Annotated in this window: 16 protein-coding genes and 2 pseudogenes; 13 read left to right on the top strand and 5 right to left on the bottom strand. The window is 68.9% G+C overall.

Going from position 1 to position 20,146, the window contains the following annotated elements; genetic code table 11:
• The first annotated feature begins 28 nt into the window (after window positions 1-28).
• The 10 genes from IF655_RS11010 to IF655_RS10965 all read left to right on the top strand — a co-directional run bounded on the left by IF655_RS11010 (window position 29) and on the right by IF655_RS10965 (window position 11,533).
• Complete coding sequence (locus IF655_RS11010) at window positions 29-1,186, top strand: serine hydroxymethyltransferase (protein WP_199583972.1); 1,158 nt, start codon at window positions 29-31, stop codon at window positions 1,184-1,186.
• A gap of 24 nt (window positions 1,187-1,210) precedes the next feature.
• Window positions 1,211-2,473: an ATP-grasp domain-containing protein gene (locus IF655_RS11005; RefSeq protein WP_199583970.1), complete on the top strand. Its 1,263-nt coding sequence runs from the start codon at window positions 1,211-1,213 to the stop codon at window positions 2,471-2,473.
• The gene (locus IF655_RS11000) at window positions 2,470-3,738 is read left to right on the top strand and encodes an MFS transporter (protein ID WP_199583968.1); all 1,269 of its coding nucleotides are present in this window, start codon (window positions 2,470-2,472) and stop codon (window positions 3,736-3,738) included. Before IF655_RS11005 ends, IF655_RS11000 begins: the two co-directional genes overlap by 4 nt.
• A gap of 146 nt (window positions 3,739-3,884) precedes the next feature.
• A complete protein-coding gene (locus IF655_RS10995; RefSeq protein WP_199583966.1) occupies window positions 3,885-5,156 on the top strand; it encodes an MFS transporter in 1,272 nt (423 codons plus the stop codon).
• 101 nt (window positions 5,157-5,257) lie between these two features.
• Window positions 5,258-6,607, top strand: a complete 1,350-nt coding sequence (locus IF655_RS10990; protein WP_307814902.1) for a cation:proton antiporter — start codon at window positions 5,258-5,260, stop codon at window positions 6,605-6,607.
• Window positions 6,608-7,050: 443 nt separating this feature from the next.
• Window positions 7,051-8,799 (top strand): ATP-binding protein, encoded by a 1,749-nt coding sequence (locus IF655_RS10985; protein WP_206775703.1) that lies wholly within the window; start codon window positions 7,051-7,053, stop codon window positions 8,797-8,799.
• Between the two features lie 113 nt (window positions 8,800-8,912).
• Entirely contained in the window at window positions 8,913-9,332 is a 420-nt protein-coding gene (locus IF655_RS10980; protein ID WP_161181307.1) for a roadblock/LC7 domain-containing protein, read from the top strand.
• Window positions 9,329-9,676: a DUF742 domain-containing protein gene (locus IF655_RS10975; protein WP_199583964.1), complete on the top strand. Its 348-nt coding sequence runs from the start codon at window positions 9,329-9,331 to the stop codon at window positions 9,674-9,676. The genes IF655_RS10980 and IF655_RS10975 overlap by 4 nt, the downstream gene beginning before the upstream one ends.
• Window positions 9,657-10,271: an ATP/GTP-binding protein gene (locus tag IF655_RS10970; protein WP_199583962.1), complete on the top strand. Its 615-nt coding sequence runs from the start codon at window positions 9,657-9,659 to the stop codon at window positions 10,269-10,271. The genes IF655_RS10975 and IF655_RS10970 overlap by 20 nt, the downstream gene beginning before the upstream one ends.
• On the top strand, window positions 10,268-11,533 hold the full coding sequence (locus IF655_RS10965) for a cytochrome P450 (RefSeq protein ID WP_199583960.1): 1,266 nt from the start codon (window positions 10,268-10,270) through the stop codon (window positions 11,531-11,533). The genes IF655_RS10970 and IF655_RS10965 overlap by 4 nt, the downstream gene beginning before the upstream one ends.
• Window positions 11,534-11,581: 48 nt before the next feature.
• Here IF655_RS10965 and IF655_RS10960 read toward each other — a convergent pair whose 3' ends face one another.
• Window positions 11,582-12,808, bottom strand: a complete 1,227-nt coding sequence (locus IF655_RS10960; RefSeq protein WP_199583956.1) for a cytochrome P450 — start codon at window positions 12,806-12,808, stop codon at window positions 11,582-11,584.
• 1,439 nt (window positions 12,809-14,247) lie between these two features.
• On the opposite strand from IF655_RS10960, the pseudogene IF655_RS31780 reads away from it, so the two are divergent.
• A pseudogene (locus IF655_RS31780) lies at window positions 14,248-14,463 on the top strand (DUF6042 family protein); the annotation flags it as partial.
• 26 nt (window positions 14,464-14,489) lie between these two features.
• Complete coding sequence (locus IF655_RS31775) at window positions 14,490-14,729, top strand: DUF6042 family protein (protein WP_199583947.1); 240 nt, start codon at window positions 14,490-14,492, stop codon at window positions 14,727-14,729.
• Between the two features lie 59 nt (window positions 14,730-14,788).
• Here IF655_RS31775 and IF655_RS10950 read toward each other — a convergent pair whose 3' ends face one another.
• On the bottom strand, window positions 14,789-15,124 hold the full coding sequence (locus tag IF655_RS10950) for a hypothetical protein (protein ID WP_307814901.1): 336 nt from the start codon (window positions 15,122-15,124) through the stop codon (window positions 14,789-14,791).
• Window positions 15,125-15,241: 117 nt separating this feature from the next.
• Between IF655_RS10950 and IF655_RS10945 the strand changes: the two are divergent.
• A pseudogene (locus IF655_RS10945) lies at window positions 15,242-15,578 on the top strand (transposase); the annotation flags it as partial.
• Window positions 15,579-15,608: 30 nt separating this feature from the next.
• Here the strand turns inward: IF655_RS10945 and IF655_RS10940 are convergent.
• From IF655_RS10940 to IF655_RS10930, 3 genes are all read right to left on the bottom strand, one after another.
• Window positions 15,609-16,328, bottom strand: a complete 720-nt coding sequence (locus IF655_RS10940) for an HNH endonuclease signature motif containing protein (RefSeq protein ID WP_199583945.1) — start codon at window positions 16,326-16,328, stop codon at window positions 15,609-15,611.
• Between the two features lie 457 nt (window positions 16,329-16,785).
• A complete protein-coding gene (locus IF655_RS10935) occupies window positions 16,786-18,045 on the bottom strand; it encodes a helix-turn-helix domain-containing protein (protein WP_199583943.1) in 1,260 nt (419 codons plus the stop codon).
• A gap of 563 nt (window positions 18,046-18,608) precedes the next feature.
• The gene (locus IF655_RS10930) at window positions 18,609-19,616 is read right to left on the bottom strand and encodes a hypothetical protein (RefSeq protein WP_199583942.1); all 1,008 of its coding nucleotides are present in this window, start codon (window positions 19,614-19,616) and stop codon (window positions 18,609-18,611) included.
• Between the last annotated feature and the right edge of the window lie 530 nt (window positions 19,617-20,146).

The following is a 20,146-nucleotide window of genomic DNA, read 5'->3' as shown; positions in this document are numbered from 1 at the left end:
TGAAGAGATCATTCACCGATTCGGCCGCGTGAGTCCCACCCTCAACCTCTATCCGATCGAGAATCGCCTGAGCGACGGCGCGCGCTCGCTGCTGGGTTCGGACCTGGTATCGCGCTACCCGAGGATGAGCGGTCCCGGCTACCTGTACGGGGACCCCTCGAACGTGGCCGACCTGTACGAGGAGTGCGCCGCCCTCGCCTGTGAGTACTTCCAGGTCGACCACGCCCTGGTGCACTTCCTGTCCGGTCTGCACGCCATGCAGAGCATGATCTCCACGCTCAGCGAGCCGGGCGAGCGCATCGTCTCCCTGGGACCGGACGCGGGCGGTCACTACGCCACCGAGCAGATCTGCCGGGACTTCGGGCACGACACCGGTCTGCTGCCGTTCGACGGCGTGAACCTGCGCGTGGACATGGACCGCCTGGCGGAGCAGCACCGCGCCGCGCCGTCCCGCTTCTACTACGTGGACCTCTCCACGGCGCTCCGGGTCCCGGACATGGAGCAGATGAGGAACGCGGTCGGAGGCGACGCGCTCATCACCTTCGACGCCTCGCACATCCTGGGTCTGCTGCCCGTGCTCTACGACCTCCCCGCGCTGTGGCGCCAGATCAGCCTGTGCACGGCCAGCACGCACAAGACCTTCCCCGGTCCGCAGAAGGCGGTCATGCTGTCGAGCGACGAGAAGGTCGTCGCGGACATGTCCGAGCACCTCAAGTTCCGGGTGTCGAGCGCGCACACCAACAGCGTCGGGGCGCTCGCGGTCACCTTCAGCGAGCTGATGGACAGCCGTCGGACCTACGCCCGCGCCGTGATCGACAACGCACGGAGGCTGGCGGAGCTGCTGAGCGAACGCGGCTTGCGCGTGGTGGGCGAGCACTTCGGATTCACCGAGACCCACCAGATCTGGGTCCTGCCGCCCGAGGGCACCCAGGACCCCGTCGACTGGGGCGCGCGGTTGCAGAGCTGCGGTATCCGCGCCTCCGTCGTCCATCTGCCCGCGCAGGGGACGTCCGGGCTGCGCCTGGGGACCCAGGAGCTCACCCGCATGGGGATGGACCCGGCCGCGATGACCGAGGTGGCCGACCTGACCGTCCGAGCCCTTGGCGGCGGCGACCCGGAGCTCATCCGCAAGGAGGTCGCGGACCTCACCGCCCGGTACGCGACCGTCCGGAACGACTTCGCGTGACCCTTTCCCGAGAGGACACAGCAGTTGACCAGTCGGCACACGCGCGACCAAGTCTTCCTCGTCGTGGGGATCGGAAGCCATAAGGGCCGCGACGACAGACCGTACCGGGAGTATCTGCTCCGGGCGGCGGCGGACCGGCACGCGGTCTGGCTGTTCGAGAACGAGGAGCCCACCTGGCAGAGCGACTGGGCCATCGGATCCACCGTGCTGAACCTCTTCGACACCGACGAGATGCTCCGGGCGGCGAAGAGCCTCGCCGCCCGGTACGACGTCGTCGGCGTGCTCTGCCCCGACGAAGCGGTACTGCGCCACTACGCGGCGATCGTGGACTTCCTCGGTCTTCCGGGGCTCTCCGCCGCTACGGCCGCCAACTGCCGGGACAAGAAGACCTCGCGGCGGCTCCTGACGGAGGCGGGGGTGGCCCAGCCGGGGTTCACCACGGTCCGCTCCGCCGAGGAGGCGCGTGCGGCGGCGGCGGAGCTGGGTTTCCCGGTCGTCGTCAAACCGCGCACGCTGGGGGCGAGTTACGGCGTCGTCGGCGTCCACCGCCCCGAGGAGATGGCCGAGGCGTTCTCCGTGTCCACCCGGGCCGGCTACCCGGGCGTCGAGGTGCCGGACGACTACCTCGTCGAGCAGTTCCTCACCGGTGAGGAGATCAGCGTCGACGGCGTCGTCTACGACGGCCGGTACCGGGCGATGTTCGTGGCGCACAAGAAGGTGGCGGACGCGCCGTACTTCGTCGAGGTCGGGCACACGGTCTTCGGCGACGACCCGCTCGTGGAGGACGAGGCTCTCGTCGGGATGCTGCACGAGGCGCACCGGGCACTCGGCATCACCCACGGGGTCACCCACACCGAGGTCAAACTCACCCCGCGGGGACCGGTGATCGTGGAGATCAACGGACGCCCGGGCGGAGACCTCGTACCGCGCCTCGGCGAGATGGCCACCGGCATCGACGTGGGAGCGGTCTGCGTCGACGCCGTCACGGGTCGCGAACCGCGGATCTCCCGTACCCGGTCCAGGACGGTGAGCATCCGGTTCCTGCGGCCGGAGCGGGATCTCGTGCTCCGGTCGGTCGATCTCTCCGGCACCGTCGCCCTGCCCGGCGTCGTGGAGGCGGGGACCGCCGCCGCTCCGGGATCCGTGCTGCGCCGCCCTCCGCACGACTATGTGGCGCGCTACGCCTACATCATCGTCGAGGGCGAGAACGAGGAGGAGTGCGCCGAACTGCTGGACCGGGCGGAGCGCACGGTACGGCTCGATTCCGATCCCCTGGACAGCGCATGACCGGAGCACCGACGACCGGTGAGACGCCGTACCGCACGGTCAAGGGGGTGCCCACCCCGATCCTGATCGTCGCGGCCAGCGCCTTCCTCAACCGGATCGGCGGCTTCTTCACCCTGTTCCTGGCGCTGATCCTCTCGTCCCGGGGTTTCGGTCCCGGACAGATCACGACGGCGCTGGCCGTGGTCGCCGGGACCGGCATGGCGGGCGCGGGTCTGTCGGGCTGGACCGCCGACCGCCTGGGCCCGCGCCGCACCCTGGCGCTGTGCACCCTGTCGACGGCGGTGCTGTCGCTGGCGCTCACGGCACTGACGGGGTTCACCGCCTCGGTGATCCTCGCCGCGCTGCTGTCCATGGCGGTCCAGGGCTTCACCCCGGTGGCGCAGGCGGTCATCAGCGTCACGGCGCCCGCGGACCGGCGGCTCACCATGTTCGCCGGTTTCCGGACGACCTTCAACGTGGGAGCCGCCCTCGGCGGACTGCTCGGCGGGCTCTGGGCCGAGTCCCACATGGACACGCTGCTGCTCGGCAACGCCATCGCGGCGTTCGCCTCCACCCTGATGCTGCTGGCGCTCCCCTCGACGCTCCAGGAACGGGCGGCGGAATCGAGGAGCGGGACGAGCGGGCACCGGGAGAAGCGGGTCCTGTCCGGCGATCCGCTCTTCATGGCGTTCTGTGTCCTGTCCGGCATCACCGCGGTCGTCTACTCCATGCACCTGGGTCCGCTGCCGCTGGCCATCACCGACGCCGGTTACGGCGCGCGGACGTACGGCATCATGCTCACCGCCAACGCCGTCATGGTGATGTGCTGCGAGGTCCCGGTGTCCCTGGTGATGCGGCGGATTCCCTCCCATGTCGTGGCGGCGCTGGGGTCGGCGTGCGTGGTCAGCGGCATGGCGGTCCTGGCCCTCGGTCCGAACTGGACGGTCGTCATCGTCTCCGTCGTGCTCTGGACGACCGGGGAGATGCTGGTGGCGCCCACCTCCTCCGACATCTCGGCGAAGGCGGCTCCCCCGGGCGCGGTCGGCAGATACCAGTCCTTTCTGGGCTTCTGCCAGACGACGGGCATGTCGGTGGGACCGGCGCTGGGCGTCTTCCTCTACGGCGTCCACGCCGACCTCCCCTGGTGGTCCGCCGGGGTCGCCGGGGTCGGCATCGTGGCCGGGATCTACTTCCTCGTCCGTGCCCGCCTGTCACACTCGCCCACGGCAACGGCCGACCCGGACACGCCGGACGGAGCACGCGTCGCGCGAGGGGCGACGGAGTGACCACGGCGACGGCGACGCCCTTCGGTGCCTCGCGGCACACACGGAAAGGGACACCACATGCCCGCTGACTCCCCGGCACTCGACGGACACCTCGGTGCCGTGCCCGCCCGCCCCCGGGGACGGACCGATCGCCGACGGGGTTCCGCATGAGTCCCGTACGCCAACTTCCGTTCCTCAACCGGACGTTCGCCTTCTGGCTGATCGCCACGGTGCAGACGCTGCTGCTCTTCGCCTCCAGCGCGCCCTCTCCGCTGTACCCGGTGTACCAGGCGGACTGGGGTTTCTCCGCCACGATGCTGACCGCCGTCTTCGCGGTGTACGCGCTCGCGCTGCTCGCGGCGCTGCTCGTGGTGGGCGGCATCTCCGACCACGTCGGGCGCCGCACGGTCTTCGGCGCGTCCCTGGCCGTCGAAGTGGTGAGCATGGTGCTGTTCATCACCGCCGACGGCGTCGGACCGCTCCTCGCCGCACGCGTCGTCCAGGGGCTGGCCACCGGCGCCGCGACCGGCGCGGCCAGCTCCGCTCTCCTCGACCTGCAGCCCCGTCCCCGCCTGGGCGCGCTGGTCAACAGCCTCGTACCGCTCATCGGTCTGGCCCTCGGCGCGCTCGGCTCGGGGTTCCTCGTCGAGTACGCGCCCGCGCCGAAGACCCTCGTCTATGTACTGCTCCTGATCGTGTTCGTGGCGGCGGCGCTCGTCGTCCCGCTGCTGCCGGAGACCTCGCCGCGCAGGCCGGGCGCGATCGCCTCGCTGGTGCCCCACCTGGGGGTGCCGCGCCGGGTGCGGCCGCTGTTCCTGACCGTGGCGCCCTGCCTGTTCGCGGTGTGGGCGGTCGGCGGTCTGTACATGTCGCTCGGCCCGTCCATCGCGGTCCGCACCCTGCACCTGAGCGGCCACCTCATCGGCGGTCTGGTCATCTTCGCCCTGACCGGCGCCGGAGCCGTCGGCTCGCTGCTGCGCCGCGACCGGCCGCCGCGCCGCACCATGACCCTCGGCTTCGTCGCCTTCCTCGTCGGCATCGGCACCACTCTCGGCGCCCTCGCCGTCCCGTCCCCCGCGCTCTTCTTCGTCGGCATCGTCATCGCCGGTTACGGCTTCGGCACCGGTTTCCTCGGCGCCTTCCAGACCATCGCGCCGCTCGCCGCTCCCGACGAGCGGGCCGGAGTGGTGGCCAGCGTCTACGTCGTGGGCTACCTGGGCTTCAGCGTGCCCGCGGTCGTCGCGGGTCTCTGCGTCCAGAAGTTCGGGCTCGACGCCACGACCACCGTGTACAGCGTCGCCGTCATGGTCCTCGCCGTAGCCGCCTGCGCCGGGCTCCTCGTACAGGACCGCCCGGGGAAGCGTGAGGCAGACGCGGCACCTCACCCCGGCCCGCCCGGCGCACAGCTCCCCGGACACAGCACCACATCGGCGGACTGACACCACCGGCCGCCGGACCGCACGCCCTCGCTCTCTCATCCACGGCTCCGGGCGCGGCACTTGCGCCGCGCCCGGGGCATTTCCGTCAGGAGATCGCACCCGTGCGCCTCGCAGCCCCGCCGATCCCGCCCCTGCCGTCCCACCAACTGTTCGTGTTCCTGCTGCAAGCAGGAGTGCTCGTCCTCCTCGCCGTCCTGTGCGGGCGCCTCGCCGCCCGGCTCGGGATGCCCGCCGTCGCCGGAGAACTGTGCGTCGGCATCCTGCTCGGGCCGACCGTCCTCGGCAACGTCTCCCCCGCCGCCGCGCACTGGCTGCTGCCCCGGGACACCGGGCAGTTCCACCTCCTCGACGCGGTCGGTCAGATCGGCGTCCTGCTGCTGGTCGGCATCACGGGCGTCGAGATGGACGCCGCCCTGGTACGGCGTCGTGGCGTCACCGCTCTCGGCGTCGGCGCGGGAGGTCTGCTGCTGCCCTTCGGTCTCGGCTACGCCGCGGGCTGGGCGGCTCCCGCGAGCCTCCTCCCCGACGGCGCCGACCGCCCCGTCTTCGCGCTCTTCGTCGCCGTCGCCCTGTCCGTCAGCGCACTGCCGGTCATCGCCAAGATCCTCACCGACATGCACCTCATCCACCGCGACGTCGGACAGCTCACCCTGGCGGCGGGCATGGTGGACGACGTCGTCGGCTGGATCCTGCTGTCCGTGGTGTCGGCCATGGCCGTCGGCGGCGGAATGGGAGGCGACCATCTCGTCATGCCCCTGCTCGCCACGGCCCTGGTGCTGACCGTCGCCTTCTGCGTCCTGCGCCCCTTGGCCAACCGGGTCATGAAGGCGGCCGAGCACACCTCCGACACGGCGGTCGTGGTGGGCACCGTGACCGCCTTCGTCCTCCTCTGCGCCGCCGCCACGCAGGCACTGGGTCTGGAAGCCATGTTCGGCGCCTTCCTCGCGGGCATGCTCATCAGCTCGGGCCCCCGGAGCCTGCGCGCCCGGCTCGCGCCCCTGCGCACGGTCGTCCTCGCGGTGTTCGCGCCCCTCTTCTTCGCCACCGCCGGTCTGCGCCTGGACCTGAGCGCCCTCACCCACCCCGCGACCCTCGCGGCCGGCGCCGCCCTGCTGCTGGTCGCCGTCGTCGGCAAGGTGGCCGGCGTCTTCGTCGGCGCCAGGGCCGTCGGCGTCGGGACCTGGGAATCCGTCGCCCTGGGCGGCGCGCTCAACGCCCGCGGCGTCATCCAGCTCGTCGTCGCCGCCGCCGGACTGCGCATCGGCGTGCTGAACTCCGCGTCCTACACCCTCATCGTCCTGGTCGCCGTCATCACCTCCCTGATGGCCCCACCCCTCCTGCGCTGGAGCATGCGCCACATCGAACACACCCCCGAGGAGCAACTCCGCCTGCACGACCGCTCGGTACTCGACTGGAAACCGGCCGACCAGACCCCGGACGCGCACGTCTGAACTCGTCGGCGACCGCCGGTTGTCCGGTATCGGCCCTCGCATTCCCGGCGATCCGGGTGATCGGTGCCGTCGTCCTCTTCCGGTGATCGCGTCCGGTTGGCTGGAAAGGGTCCCCTTCCGAGGAGGCTGACCCCTCGGAAGGGGTGCGCGGCAGCCACTCCGGTGACGGGAGAGCGGGGGCGCATGGGGTGTTTCCGGGCCCGCCACCCGCGGTGCGGCCCGGACAGCCCTCTATCACGGCCCGTCGTCGCAGTGGCTGCTTCACGACGACTTCAGGTCCGGGCGTCCAGGAGGGGTCATTCGGAACGTGGCGCACTCCGGTGTGACTAGCATGTCGGCGTAACCGGACTGGAAGATCGCCTTCCTCCGAGGCGGCCGCTTCCGGACCGCGATCGAGGCGTTCGGTCGCCGATTCTTCTGCTCGCAGACCGAGGGACCGCGGAATGTCAGTTCCTGCACCGTCCGTTCAACACCGCTCGACGGCCGTTCAGCGCAGCTCGTGGGCGGTGCCCGCGGCCGTGGTGGCGGTGACCGCCGTGGCCGCGGGCGTCGCGGTCGCGGTGGCGCCGTCCGGCACCCACGGATGGGCGCTCGTCGTGGCGGGCGCGGGCTGGGCGTGCGTCGCCGTCGCGGTGCTCGTCGGGCACCTCCTCGTCCGCCGGGCCCGGCTCGCCGCCGCCACCCAGGCCGCCGAGAACGACCGGCTCCGCACGCAGGCGCAGCAAACCGCCGCGCAGACCAGCCACTTGGCCAGCGTGACGCTGCCCTCCCTGCACAACCTGGTGCTGACCGGCAGCGCCGCCGCCGACGCGCTCGCGGGCGTGTCGATGCCCAACGACCAGAACCTGCGCCGGCTCGCCCACCTCTCCGCCGGTGCCCTGGAGGAGGCGGTGAGCCGCGCTGCCGCGGCGGACAAGGAAGCCCGGGAAACCCAGGAGGCGCTGAACGAGCTCCTGGCCGAAGCCGACCGGCTCACCCGGGAGACGCTGCCCGCCGCCGTCGCCCGCCTCGCCGAGGGCCGCTCGGCCGACACGGTCCTGGGCGAACTCACGCTGCCCCGCGTGCCGTTGATGCACGACCTGGGCGAGCTGGTCGTCCGCGAGCTGGCGCGCAGCGAGCGGCGCGCGGGCGGTGCCCGGATCGCCTCCACCAAGGCGCTCAGCCGGGTCCAGGCCAAGGCCGTCAGCATGCTCGCCGACCTGCGGGCGATGCAGGACGAGCACGACGGCACGATGCTCGGCGATCTGATGCGGCTGGACCACAGGACCTCCCAGCTCGTGCTGATCGCCGACCGGCTGGCGCTGCTCATGGGCGGCAAGACCAGCCGTACCTGGAACAAGCCGATCCGGATGGAGAGCATCCTCCGGGGCGCCATCGGCCGTATCGCCGCCTACCAGCGAGTCCGGCTGCACTTCACCTCCCAGGCGGCCATCTCCGGGTTCGCCGCCGAAGGCGTGATGCACCTCCTCGCCGAACTCATCGACAACGCGGCCAACTTCTCCCCGCCCACCGACGAGGTCCACGTCTACGTCGAGGAGCACCGGGCCGGGATCGTCGTCACCGTCGAGGACAGCGGACTGACCATGTCCGAGGCGGCGATGAAGCACGCCGAGGGCGCGGTGGCGGGCAGCATGGCCGACCTCGCCTCCCTCCAGGGCACCCGCCTTGGCCTCGCCGTGGTCGGACTGCTCGCGCTCAAGTACCGGATCAACGTCAGCTACCGCCCCTCCTCGCGCGGCGGCACCGGCGTGGTCGTCCTGCTGCCCCGGCGCCTCATCGCGCAGCAGCGCGACCCGTGGCCCGCGCGGCGGGAGGCGACCCGGACGGCCACCGTCCAGCCGGTCCCCGCGCCCGAAACGCCGACGGCCGCCCCCGTCGTCGAGACACCCGTACGCCCCGATCCCCCCGTGATCCTGCGGGAAGTCCCCGAGCAGACCCGGCACGAGCCGCCCGCCGCCGCGCCCACCCCCGCGCCCGTCTCCGCCACCCCGAACGGGCTCCCCGTGCGCAAACCCGGACGCACCATGAGCGACGCCGAGCGCGCCCAGCGCCCCGCGAGCAAGCCCGCCCCGCCCCGCAAGCGGCCCGCACACGACGTCGGCTCCCGCTTCGGCGCCTTCCACCGCTCGCGCAAGTCCTCGGGCGACACCCTGGGCGGCCGCCCCGACCCCGAGCCGCCGACCGCCGGTTAGCCCCCCGAGCCCCGCCGGCCCCGCGCCCGGCAGCCACGCCCCCCTCGTGCCCATGAGATTGGAGGAACGGGCCGGTGACCGAACAACTGGACACCACCGTCCCATCACCCATCATGCAGACCACCGACAACAGCCTCGTCTGGCTGCTGCAGAACCTGCTGGACCAGACGCCCGGTGCCCGGCACGCCCTGGTCCTCTCCCGCGACGGTCTCAAGCTGTGCTGGACCCCCGACCTGGCCGCGGATCAGGCCGACCAGCTCGCCGCGATCTGCTCCGGTCTCCAGGCCCTGTCCCACGGCGCGTCCGTGGAGTTCGGGGACGGCACCGGCGGCGTGCTCCACGCCATGACCGCCTTCCACGGCGGTCTGCTCTGCATCGTCGGCGCCGGTGAGGGCGCGCACCTCGCGGTCGTCGCCGCCGAGGACGCCGACCCCGGCCGCCTCGGCGAGGAGATGACCGGGCTGGTCGACAAGATCGGCGAGCATCTGCGGGCAGCGCCCCGGCAGCCGCTCCAGGGGAGTACCCCCTCGTGACCCGCAAGCCGGTGGACACCGGTGCCCCCGACCGGCTCTACACGGTCACGAACGGGCGCAGCAGTGTCGACGACACCCTGGACCTGGTCACCCTGATCGTCGCGGAGTGCCAGCCGACCACGGGCATGCAGTCGGAGCACTCCCGCATCCTGACCCTGTGCCGGCACCCGACCTCGGTCGTCGAGATCTCCGCCGAACTGGAACTGCCGATCATGGTCGTGCGGATCCTCCTCGCCGACCTCCTCGACACCGGCCGGATCACCGCACGCCACCCACCCGTGAACCCCTCGCTCCCCGACCCCGCCCTTCTCAAGGAAGTGCTCCATGGGCTCCGCAATCTCTGAGCTGCCCGCCCACCGCACGCCACTGGCCGACGCGGCGGAAACCGGTCTGAAGATCGTCGTCGTGGGCGGCTTCGGCGTCGGCAAGACCACGCTGGTCCGCTCCGTGAGCGAGATCCGGCCGCTGAACACCGAGGAGGTGATGACGGAGGCGGGCGTCGGCATCGACGAGACCAGTGGCGTCGCCGCGAAGTCGACCACCACCGTCGCCTTCGACTTCGGCCGGATCAGCCTCAACGACACTATGGTGCTGTACCTGTTCGGCGCGCCGGGGCAGGAGCGCTTCTGGTTCCTGTGGGACCGGCTCTTCTCCGGCACCCTCGGCGCCGTCGTCCTCGTCGACACCCGCCGGATGGACGACTCCTGGTACGCGATAGACCGCCTCGAACACCACGGCACGCCCTTCGTGGTGGCCGTCAACCGGTTCGACGACGCGGCCCACTACTCCCTGGACGAGATCCGCCAGGCCCTCGCGCTCCCCGATCACGTGCCGATGATCGACTGCGACGCACGGGTGAGGCAGTCGGGCAAGGACGTGCTGATCACCCTCGTGGACCATGTGTACACGCTGGCCACCGCCCAGGAGGCGACCCCGTGACCGACCCCGGCCCCTTCTCCGCGCAGCAGGCACCGCCGCCAGGCTGCCCCGCCCACACCGACGCGGTGCGCCTGGCGGGCCTTGAGTACCAGCAGACGCCGTCGCAGATGTACCGGACGCTGCGCCGCGAGCACGGCGCGGTCGCACCGGTCCTGCTGGACGGCGACATCCCCGCCTGGCTGGTGCTCGGCTACCACGAGGTCGCCCACGTCACCAGCCACGACGAGCTGTTCGCGCGGGACTCGCGGCGCTGGAACCAGTGGGACAACATCCCGCCGGACTGGCCGCTGATGCCCTTCGTCGGCTACCAGCCCTCGGTGCTGTTCACCGAGGGCGAGGAGCACCGGCGCCGGGCCGGGGTGATCACCGAGGCGCTGTCCGGGGTGGACCAGTTCGAGCTGGCCCGCGACTGCGAGCTGATCGCCGACGAACTGATCGCCCGGTTCGCGGGCAGCGGCCAGGCCGAGCTGATGGCGTCGTACGCGCACGCCCTGCCGATGCGCGCCGTGGTGCAGGTGTGCGGCATGCCGATCTCGGGCGCCGACACCCAGCAGCTCGTGGACGACCTGCGGATCTCCCTGGACGCGGCCGAGGGCGACGACCCGGTGGCGGCGTACGGACGCGTGGGCGAGCGGCTGGCGCGGCTGGTCCGGGACAAGCGGGCCGACCCCGGCAAGGACGTCACCTCGCGGATGGTGCTGCACCCGGCGGGGCTCAGCGACGAGGAGATCGTCCAGGACCTGATCTCGGTCATCGCCGCAGCCCAGCAGCCCACCGCCAACTGGATCTGCAACGCGCTCAGGCTGCTGCTGACCGACGAGCGGTTCGAACTCAGCGTGTCCGGCGGCCGGGTCAGCGTGGGCGAGGCGCTGAACGAGGTGCTCTGGCTGGACACGCCCACCCAAAACTTCATCGGCCGCTGGGCGGTACGCGACACCCAGCTCGGCGGGCGCCGGATCAAGGCCGGGGACTGCCTGGTCCTCGGACTGGCCGCCGCCAACACCGACCCGAGTCTGTGGCCCGAGGGCCATGTCGGCGCGGAGAACGCCGCGCACCTGTCGTTCAGCAACGGTGAGCACCGGTGCCCGTACCCGGCGCCGCTGCTCGCGGACGTCATGGCGCGCACCGCCGTGGAGACGCTGCTGGAGCGGCTGCCCGACCTGGTGCTCGCGGTGGACCCGCACACGCTGACCTGGCGGTCGTCCATCTGGATGCGGGGGCTGACCACCCTGCCGGTGCGGTTCACTCCGGTCGACGGTTAGCCGGTGGGCCGCTGGGCCCCCGAGCGGGGCCCAGCGGCACGGTGCGGGTCAGGCGGTGACGGGGGTGAACCGCACCGGCAGCGCCTGGGGTCCACGGGTGAACACACCCTGCTCGACCGGGTCGAAGCCGTCCGCGAAGCGCAGGTCCGGCATGGCGTCCAGCAGTTGGGCGACGCCGGTCTCGACCTCCGCCTTGGCGAGCAGCGCGCCCACGCAGAAGTGCCGGCCCAGTGCGAACGCCAGATGGTCGGCGGCGGCCGAGAAGGCGTTGGTGGCGGTGAGGTCCTCGCGGAAGATGTCGAAGCGGTCGGGCTCGCGGTAGCGGTTCTCGTCGCGGTTGGCCGAGCCGATCAGGCAGGTGACGGTGACCCCGGCCGGGATGGTGCCGCCGCTGAGCTTCACCTCGGTCGCGGACTGCCGCATGATCATGTGCACCGGCGGGGTGAAGCGCAGGGTCTCCGCGAACGCCCGCGGGATCAGGCTGTGGTCGGCGCGGACGGCGGCGAGCTGGTCGGGGTGGCTCAGCAGGTTGGCGAAGATGCTGGCGATCGCCTTGTCCGTGGTCTCGCCACCGGCGGCGAGCAGCAGGCTGCAGAACGCCTTGATGTCCTCGTCGCTCATCCGCACCCCGTCGACCTCGGCGGCGCACAGCACCGACAGCAGGTCGTCGCCGAGGTTCTCGCGGCGCTCGCGGATGATCGGCAGCATGTACTCCGCGAACTCCACGCGGGTGCGCTCGCCCGCGGCGGCCACCTCCTGGTCGCCGGACAGGTTGCCGAGGAAGGCGATGACGGCGGTGTACCAGCGGTGGAAGCGGGCGTGGTCGGCCTTGTCCAGCCCCAGCATGTCCGCGATCACGTTGACCGGGAAGCGGGTCGCGTAGTCCGCGACGAGGTCGGCGGAACCGGACTGCCGGAAGGCGTCGATCAGTTCGCGCGAGTTGCGCTCGATCACGGGCAGGAACTTCTCCTGCAGGTCCCGGCCCCGGAAGGCGGGGGCGACCAGAGCCCGGCGCACGGCGTGCTCACGCCCGCTGAGCTGGAGGATCGTCTTGCCGTGGACCGGCTCGATCTGCCAGTCGTAGTTGTCGGTGGTGAACTCGGCGTCCTTGTCCTTGAAGACGCGTTCGACGTCTTCGTACCGCGAGATGATGTAACTCCGCGTCGCCTCGTGCCAGATGAGAGGCGCGGACTCCCGCATCAGGCGGTAGACCGGATACGGGTCCGCCGCGAACTCGGGCGAGAGGATGTCGGGTATCTGTGCCGCAGTGGTCATGATGCTCCGTCGAGACCGGGAATCGCGTGTTCCGTAAGGTTATTGATCATTCGTCAGACATGACAGTCCCTCAGGGTCTTGAGTGGGGACCAGTGTTCGTCTTGTCCGGATTCCGGTCATCCCGAAAGTGGGGTGCACGGCCAGAGTGACGGAACGGTCTCTCGCCGAAGGCGCGAGGGTTCCGAGGACCATGAAGCCGATACGGCGGGCCAAGAGCCTGTACAGCAGATGCTCACCGCTCATCACCGCCTCCGCAGTGGCTCCTCGCCGAGCATGGAGGACAGCCACGCCAGGACATCAGCCCGGCCGTCGGACGCCCGCGCGGGATTTTCCGTTAGGGCGCCGAGCGGGCGCGGCAAAGTATGCCGCTGGTCCTGGCATCCCCGTCGGGTACGGCCACACCGAAGCGAACCTCGCCCACGTCGCTCGGGACTCGCCTTCGGACGCCCCGCCCACAACAGAAGCCAGGCGCCGTGACATCGATAGCCCAACGCCGACAGGCCACTTGAAACAGCCCTTCAGCCCACCTGATGACCCATCGGAATGAGCGTCAGGACACCTCTGATGCGCGCCAGCTAAAACCGCAGGTCAGCGGCCTCTTTCGGCAGGCTCCAGAATCACCACGCATTCGACGTGATGCGTCATCGAAACCATGTGATCCAGATCGAGGTTGAAGAAAGAGCAGGTCAGATGCCTCCTGGGGACTCCATCTGGGGAAACGAGGGGCGCCGAGCGTCAAATGAGCGTCACAGACTCAAACATAAGGGAGAGGCCCCAGACAGATGCCGAGACCCCTCCTATCGTGCTACCCGGCTAGAGCCTTTCTCTCGGATCAAGTCGGCCTGGACCTACGGCGCCTCACGGCCGCCCGAGCGGGGCTGATACGTGCAGCTGCAAGGCGGAGGAAGGGGGCGACGCGGTTCGTCGGCAACCGACGACAACGCCGCAGATGTCCGTGCCATACCCCGTGCCCCCGGCAAGATCCGGATTACAGGCCCTAGACCTGGCCCCGGCCGCCATCCCCCTCGGCGGCCGGGGCAGCCTTCTGCCTGCTGCCGCCGCACCGGAACCAGTCCAGATCGATAGACACCGCCCTGACCTGCACGGCATCCTGTTGCCCCGCCAGACGGCGGCCCGCACGACCACCCGCCGCTGACCGCGGCCGCCCGCATCACCCTCGCTCGGAGACTGCCTTGACCACCGAAACCACCAGCCGGCCCGAGCATGTCGTTCCCCTCCGACTGATTCACCAGCGGCTGGACCCATCTCCTGCCACGCCACCAGTCCTTCATGCTCACCATGACCTTCGGCACAGCCGCGGCGAAGACCTCCGCGGATCCCTCGACACCATCGTCCGCGTCATCTACGGCGCGGACGATGGCACCCTCGGGCCGACGTGGAGGAACGCCGGCACCAGTCTCGACTCCCCCGTCCTGTAGCTGGAGGAGGACGACCTCAAGGACGAAAGCGAGGGAGAGCAGGAGAGCATCAAGGCCGCCGTCGAGGAGCACCGCAAGCTGTGCGAGGCCGCCTACACAGCCACCGGCTTGCCGGTCCCGACGACGATCCGCGAGTTGGCTGCCACGATGATCGCTCTCGGTGTCGCCAGCCAGGACGAAGACGGCGCCTGGTGGATGCCCGAAGACCTGCCGCTCCCCGAAGAGCTCGAAGCCCAGCCGAGATGTTCACCTCGCTGGACCGGCTCGCCGAAGCCACGAGCCTGGACGCGGACGACATCCGCCTCGGGCTGGACTACTTCGTCGAGCAGGGCGACGCCCGTGTCTACCGCGGCGCACCGCGTGCCGAGGTAGCCGCCAAGGATCTGCCGGGACACGCGCGGTTCTACCTGGTGCCGGACTGGGAGCACTTCGCCGAGAGCCGCATCCAGGTCAGCCCTGGCCGCCACACCGAAGCCGAATAGCGGGCACATCAGCCTGGCCCCGGCCGCCGTGAGGGAGGGCGACTGGGGTCAGAGCGCGTTCAGCCCAGCAGAGCCCGGCCCGCCTCCGTCACGGCAACCAGGTCTGGACGCTCCCCGTTCGCCGGATGTACGACCTCCACCAAGCCGGCCTCATGCAGATCCAGCGACGCCCCATACAGGCGGAGCTGCAGCTCCGTCCACGCCTCGCGCGCCGGGTCATCATCCGGGGCGCTCCGAGCGAACGTAATCGGATGAATCTGGTGGAAGAAGTCGGACATAGCAACCGGCTTCGGTGATCGGGCAACATGGTCGAGAATGCTGCGGGCGTCATCGCTCAACGTCATGCGGCAAGTCTCCCAGAGCAACGCAACACCGTCGAGCAGTGCATCAACCACCTCAAGCAATGGCAAGGCCCCACCCGCCACGAGAGGACCGCCACCATCTACCCGGCCAGACTGCACATTGCAGGGACCTTCCTCTGATCAGCCGACTGATCCAAACGAAACCGACTAAACGACGTCACTCAACTGTTGCCCCTGCCCGACGCGATCCCAGAGATCCGGTCGGGTAAGCCGCCCCCACCGCAAGCCGGACTCGCTGTTCACCGACCGCGGCTACGACCACGACATCTACCGCGACCAGGTCCGCGCCCGCGGCATCGTCCGCCGAGGCACAACACGCGGCACCGGCCTGGACACCTACCGGTGGGTAGTCGAGCACACGATCGCCTGGCTCCACGGCTTCCGTCGACTCGGCATCCGCCGGGGAAGACGAGCCGACATCCGCGAAGCCTTCCTCAAGCTCGCCTACTACCTGATCACCCACCACCAACTCAACTCATTGCGTTAGCCGCTGCCATCCTCGATAGCCCTGTACCCATCACTCATTTTCATGGGTGAACTCGTCCACATATTGTGGACATGTCGACATCAGCCTGACCATTTTTCGGGCGGGCTTGTTGACCGCCTCATGGATCTCGTAATGCAGAGCTTTCCACGCCTCAGAGATACCACCAGAGATCTTTTCGTCATCCTGGAATTCGACAGGAACTGGCCCGCCCGTCGCGTTGCAGGCGCTCCGCATGGTCACCCTCAGAATCTGAGCAGACAGCCTTTTCACGCCATCGGGTGACAGCGCCATGAAGCAGAACTCCGCACAACTTGCCTCCTTCGCCGCATGGCCGATCGCTTGAAATCTGAGCCTGAGCTCGCTGGCCGAGACACCTCGCTTCTTTGCTTCCTGAAACGCTAGAGTCGCAGCATTCCACACCTCGATGAACACATGGAATTTTTGGTAGGCCAGCAAGAAGTCAATGTAATCAGGATGCGCCGCGAGAGCGTACGGGGAGAAAGGGTTCAGGTTCGCCTTATACTGGAGCATGGATTTGTGATCGATGTGGCCTTTATCGAAGAGTGTATGGCAATTTGGACAGAGGGCGATTAAGTTCTCGAACTCATGTCGCTTCACCTTTGACCAGGGTCGGATGTGGGCAATTTCGATGACGGGAACACGGAAAACCGGCACTGCGCAGCGATGGCCAGCTTCGACACGGACGCGCCGGTCCAACTCGCTGGGAATGGCGGGACGATTGGCGGGCATGACCATCATGCTAGGAGGGGCCACTGACAATCCATGTCCAAAACCTGCGCCAGGTCGCCTCGGATCGCCGGCCTCCCAGCTATCAACCTTTCCCACGACGGCAAGCGCGACCGACAAGATCGCCACCCAGAGCCTCGCCTTGGTCGTCCCCGCGGTGCTCCAACCCCTCGGCCTCCGCTGCGGCGTTCCGTCATGGGCACCTGACCGCACTCCGCGCCGTATCAGGGGGTCGGCAGCCCCCGCCGCCTGCTACGCCCCAGCTTCGACATCCACCATAGCGACGATCCTCGCCGCCAACTGCCTTTACACGGAGTCGAACTTGCGACAGTTCCCCGACTGGCTCAGCAGTAATGGCAAGAGCTGGCGCGAAACTCACCGCCGATATACTCCGGGCGCTGGCCGCGCTCGGACTGAAGTAGGCCGCGACCTGACGGTAAACGACGGGTGCGGCCAATTCTCAGAACCTGGTAACGGTCGGAGCCTGCTGGAATCCCGCAGCGATCTCATGATGGCGCGCAAGCACCGTGTTCGGGCCGACACGAACGTAGAACTCTAGGCGCTGTCCGTTGCGGTAGGCGTGCATCTGGCCGCGGCTGGAGATTTCGATGGCGAGGACCTTCATTCCATCGTGGTCGATCACGCGTGTCTCATAGGACGGCACCGGCTCCAGACTGTCCCGGATCATGCCAACGACCTGGAGGACCTGCTTGTCTACATTCGACTCCTCGGGCAGGCCCACGACCTGGAGGTCGTCCTGGACTCCGATCAGGATGGTGCCGCCGTCCTGCGATGCGAAGGCGGCGATGGTCTTGAGCATCTTCTTCCGCGACTCGCTCTCCGGGACCTCTCGTTTGCACTCCAGGTGCTTTCCCTCCCCGTTCGCCAAGAGTAGGTCCAGTTCAGGACCGGGCTGCTCCCAGACGACCGAGGCATCGCGGGTGCGCCCGTACGCGGGAGCCGGGAAGTGACGCCAGTCCAGCGACTGGTCCTTACGGCGGAGCATCAACAGGCTGTCGGGGGCGAGTCCCTGAGGCAGCGGGAAGCGGTAGGTACCGGCACCGTCGACCGGCTGGGACTGGTTGCCCGCCGCCCAGCTCAGCTCCAGTACCGCGTCGTCCAGGGCCTCGCCGTCGACGTCGGCCGTCAGCAGGTCAGGCCCGATAGTGATCCGCGGAAACCAGCCCGTACGCTGCGGCAGGACAATGCGCCACAGGTCCGAGCGGTCCGCGGTGCTCTCGTGGGGACGCTGGTGGAGGAAGGCGCTGAGGGCCTGGTCAAAGTTCAGGAAGGAAGGGCCATCCCCGACCAACAGACCGTGGCCAGGCTGAATGGCGTTGGCATCCCGGCTGATGGTCCACTCGGTTCGTGGCCACGGCGTCGTCATCCGGCCCCACTCTTCCTGGCCGCGCAGCCGAGAAGTGGAGGCGCTGGAGAACGGCGGACTGGGGGAAACGACACGGACCCCGTGAACGTCCTGATCATCGCCCCCCAGCAGTGCGGCGACCACCGGACCGGGCAGGCATAGTTCCAGGAAGGTCGCCGCGCTGTAGCGCCAGGCTCGCTCCACCAATGGCGCGTAGTCGTCCAAGGTGACCTGGCCATGGTGCAGTTGCCACTGTTGTTCGTACGCGACCAGTGCCAGTCGGACGTTCACGGTGGCGCGCTCGCCGAGCATCGCCATCAGTGCGGCCGTCTCCATCAGCCCGTCGTTCACCATGCGTGGCCCTCCCTCTTCCCGCGGCGCATGGAGCCGAACCAAGGGCATCCCCACGGTCCGTGCTCCCGAGCAGGTTACGCCGGGGTTACGTGAGTGGGAGGCCAAGCGCTGTTGCCTCAGCTCAGGAGGTAGCCGAGTAGCGGGCGGCCGGCGGCCCGGCCTTTGCGTCGCGGACTGGTTCGCCCAACGTACCGCGGTGGCCCAGGATCGGTCCGTCTCCGGCCAGTTCGGCGGCCCTGCCGTTCTGGTCTGGGATAACGTCCGGATTCAGCTCACTCGCGGGATGCACGAGTTCATCGACGCGGCTCGGAGAGGTCCGCTACCCGCAGCCGGTCGAGGTCCAGTTCGGTACCAGACGGGCCGAAACCGTCGACGTCGCGCTATACACCATGGCGTCCGTCGACGCGGAACTCGCCACACACCCCGAAAAGGCGGGCCTTACGCCTCGTGCCAGGCATCACCGATGGCGCACATCAGCGACTGCGTTGAACCACATCCCCGAAACTGGTCGCTACGGATCGACCGCGGTCCGCCGGAGGATCCCAGCGGACCGCCGACTTAGATCAGCTGGCGTCGGGAGCGGCGCCAGGAAGGTCATGCAGGCTGATGATCTCGCCACAGATGATGTAGGTGTTCAGTGCACACAGGCTGGCTGTCTCGCAGGCCACGGCCGCATGAACGCCCTTGTTGGTCATCGTGTCTACCGCGACGAACCGATCGTAGAGGCCAGCAATCATGACGTCCGTCAGCTTGTTGTTCGACTTGCTCTCGATGGCCCGCTTGGTGAACTCGAACAGCCGGTGCCGGTGGTGGGCATCGTCCAAGGGGTGGCCCGTGTCCGACGGCTGGTCCTGCGGCGGCAGTACGTGGTCGACGACAGCCTTGAGGATTCGGCGGCACGTCGTGATGGCCTGCGAAAGCTCCTCCGCAGCATCCCGATCGGGGGACGTCTCGGCTGCCTCCTGGAGCCGCCGGTAGACCGCGTTGAACTGCTGAAGGAGATCGGGAACGCCTTCGGCCAGGAGCTTGTCCACCTTGACGCGGTAGCCGCCGAAGATGGACTCGTTGATGCTGGTGTAACCCAGGCGCCGTTCCCACGAACACAGCAGGGCGAACGTGAGGTGCCGGGTCCTGGCAACGATCTTCCCGGTCCGCTCCCGGGACGCAAGGTCTCTCGCGTAGTCGAAGCGTTCCCCGTCCTGCTTGAGCTCATGGAGCTCCTGATCCCAGAACTCGATCTCACCCAGAGTGTGAACCTCTACCACTTCCTGGCCGGTGTCGTCCCGCGTGAACTTCCGGTCATTTATGTACTGGTTGAGGGCCTGCTCAGAAGGACTCGTACCCGACCCCCAGGTCGAGGGATCCGCCATCAACATGCGAGACATCTCGCCGTTGGTCTCCCGGTCACCACCAGTCGGACGGATTTCGAGCGACAGGCGGATCGCGTACTTGGTGTCGCCCATCAAGTTCGCGATCCGCACAGCACGCCGGACCGATACCTCTAGGGGACGCTCGTCGAACTCATCCAGCGCCTTACGTACGAATCCGAGAATGTAATCACTTGATGTCACAGCAGAACGTTAGACGGACTCATCGGCTCGTCACCAGGCATTTCTCGAAGCGAGCTCGCCGACCCGAATCTCACCAAGGTCGCCGCCCGCAAGATTGCCCCCGAGGGAGATGGTTTACCCGTGCCGGTGATCACCCGCTAGGCGCCGGCGGGCATGACGCTGTGTACCACATTCCCCGAACCCAGCAGTTCGCGGCTGGCAGCCATCGCTCCCGACCACGGGGTGACGATCGCAGCTGGACCACGATTCGACATCGGAGGCGCGTTCGAACGCAACATCCGTCTGCCGTACACGCTCCCTACCGATCAACTCACCCAGGCGGTCCGCAGACTTGCACAGGCAGAACAGGAGCTCACCCAGGACACGACCGGAACTCATCCCCCCGCCTGTTGCATAAGCGTCAACAACTCCATGCCCCGCAACAACTAGTAGTAGGCACTGACAACCCCGTCTTGCCGCTGTCCCCTGCCCTGGACAGGGCAGCCGCAAGTCACCAGATTGGTGCGCCGCAAGGCGGCCGGGTGAACCGT

It is taken from the genome of Streptomyces sp. DSM 110735, from assembly GCF_016482685.1.
Lineage (GTDB): Bacteria > Actinomycetota > Actinomycetes > Streptomycetales > Streptomycetaceae > Streptomyces.
The sequence above is the reverse complement of the archived record's forward strand: the minus strand, read 5'-3'. Positions and strand labels throughout refer to the sequence as shown.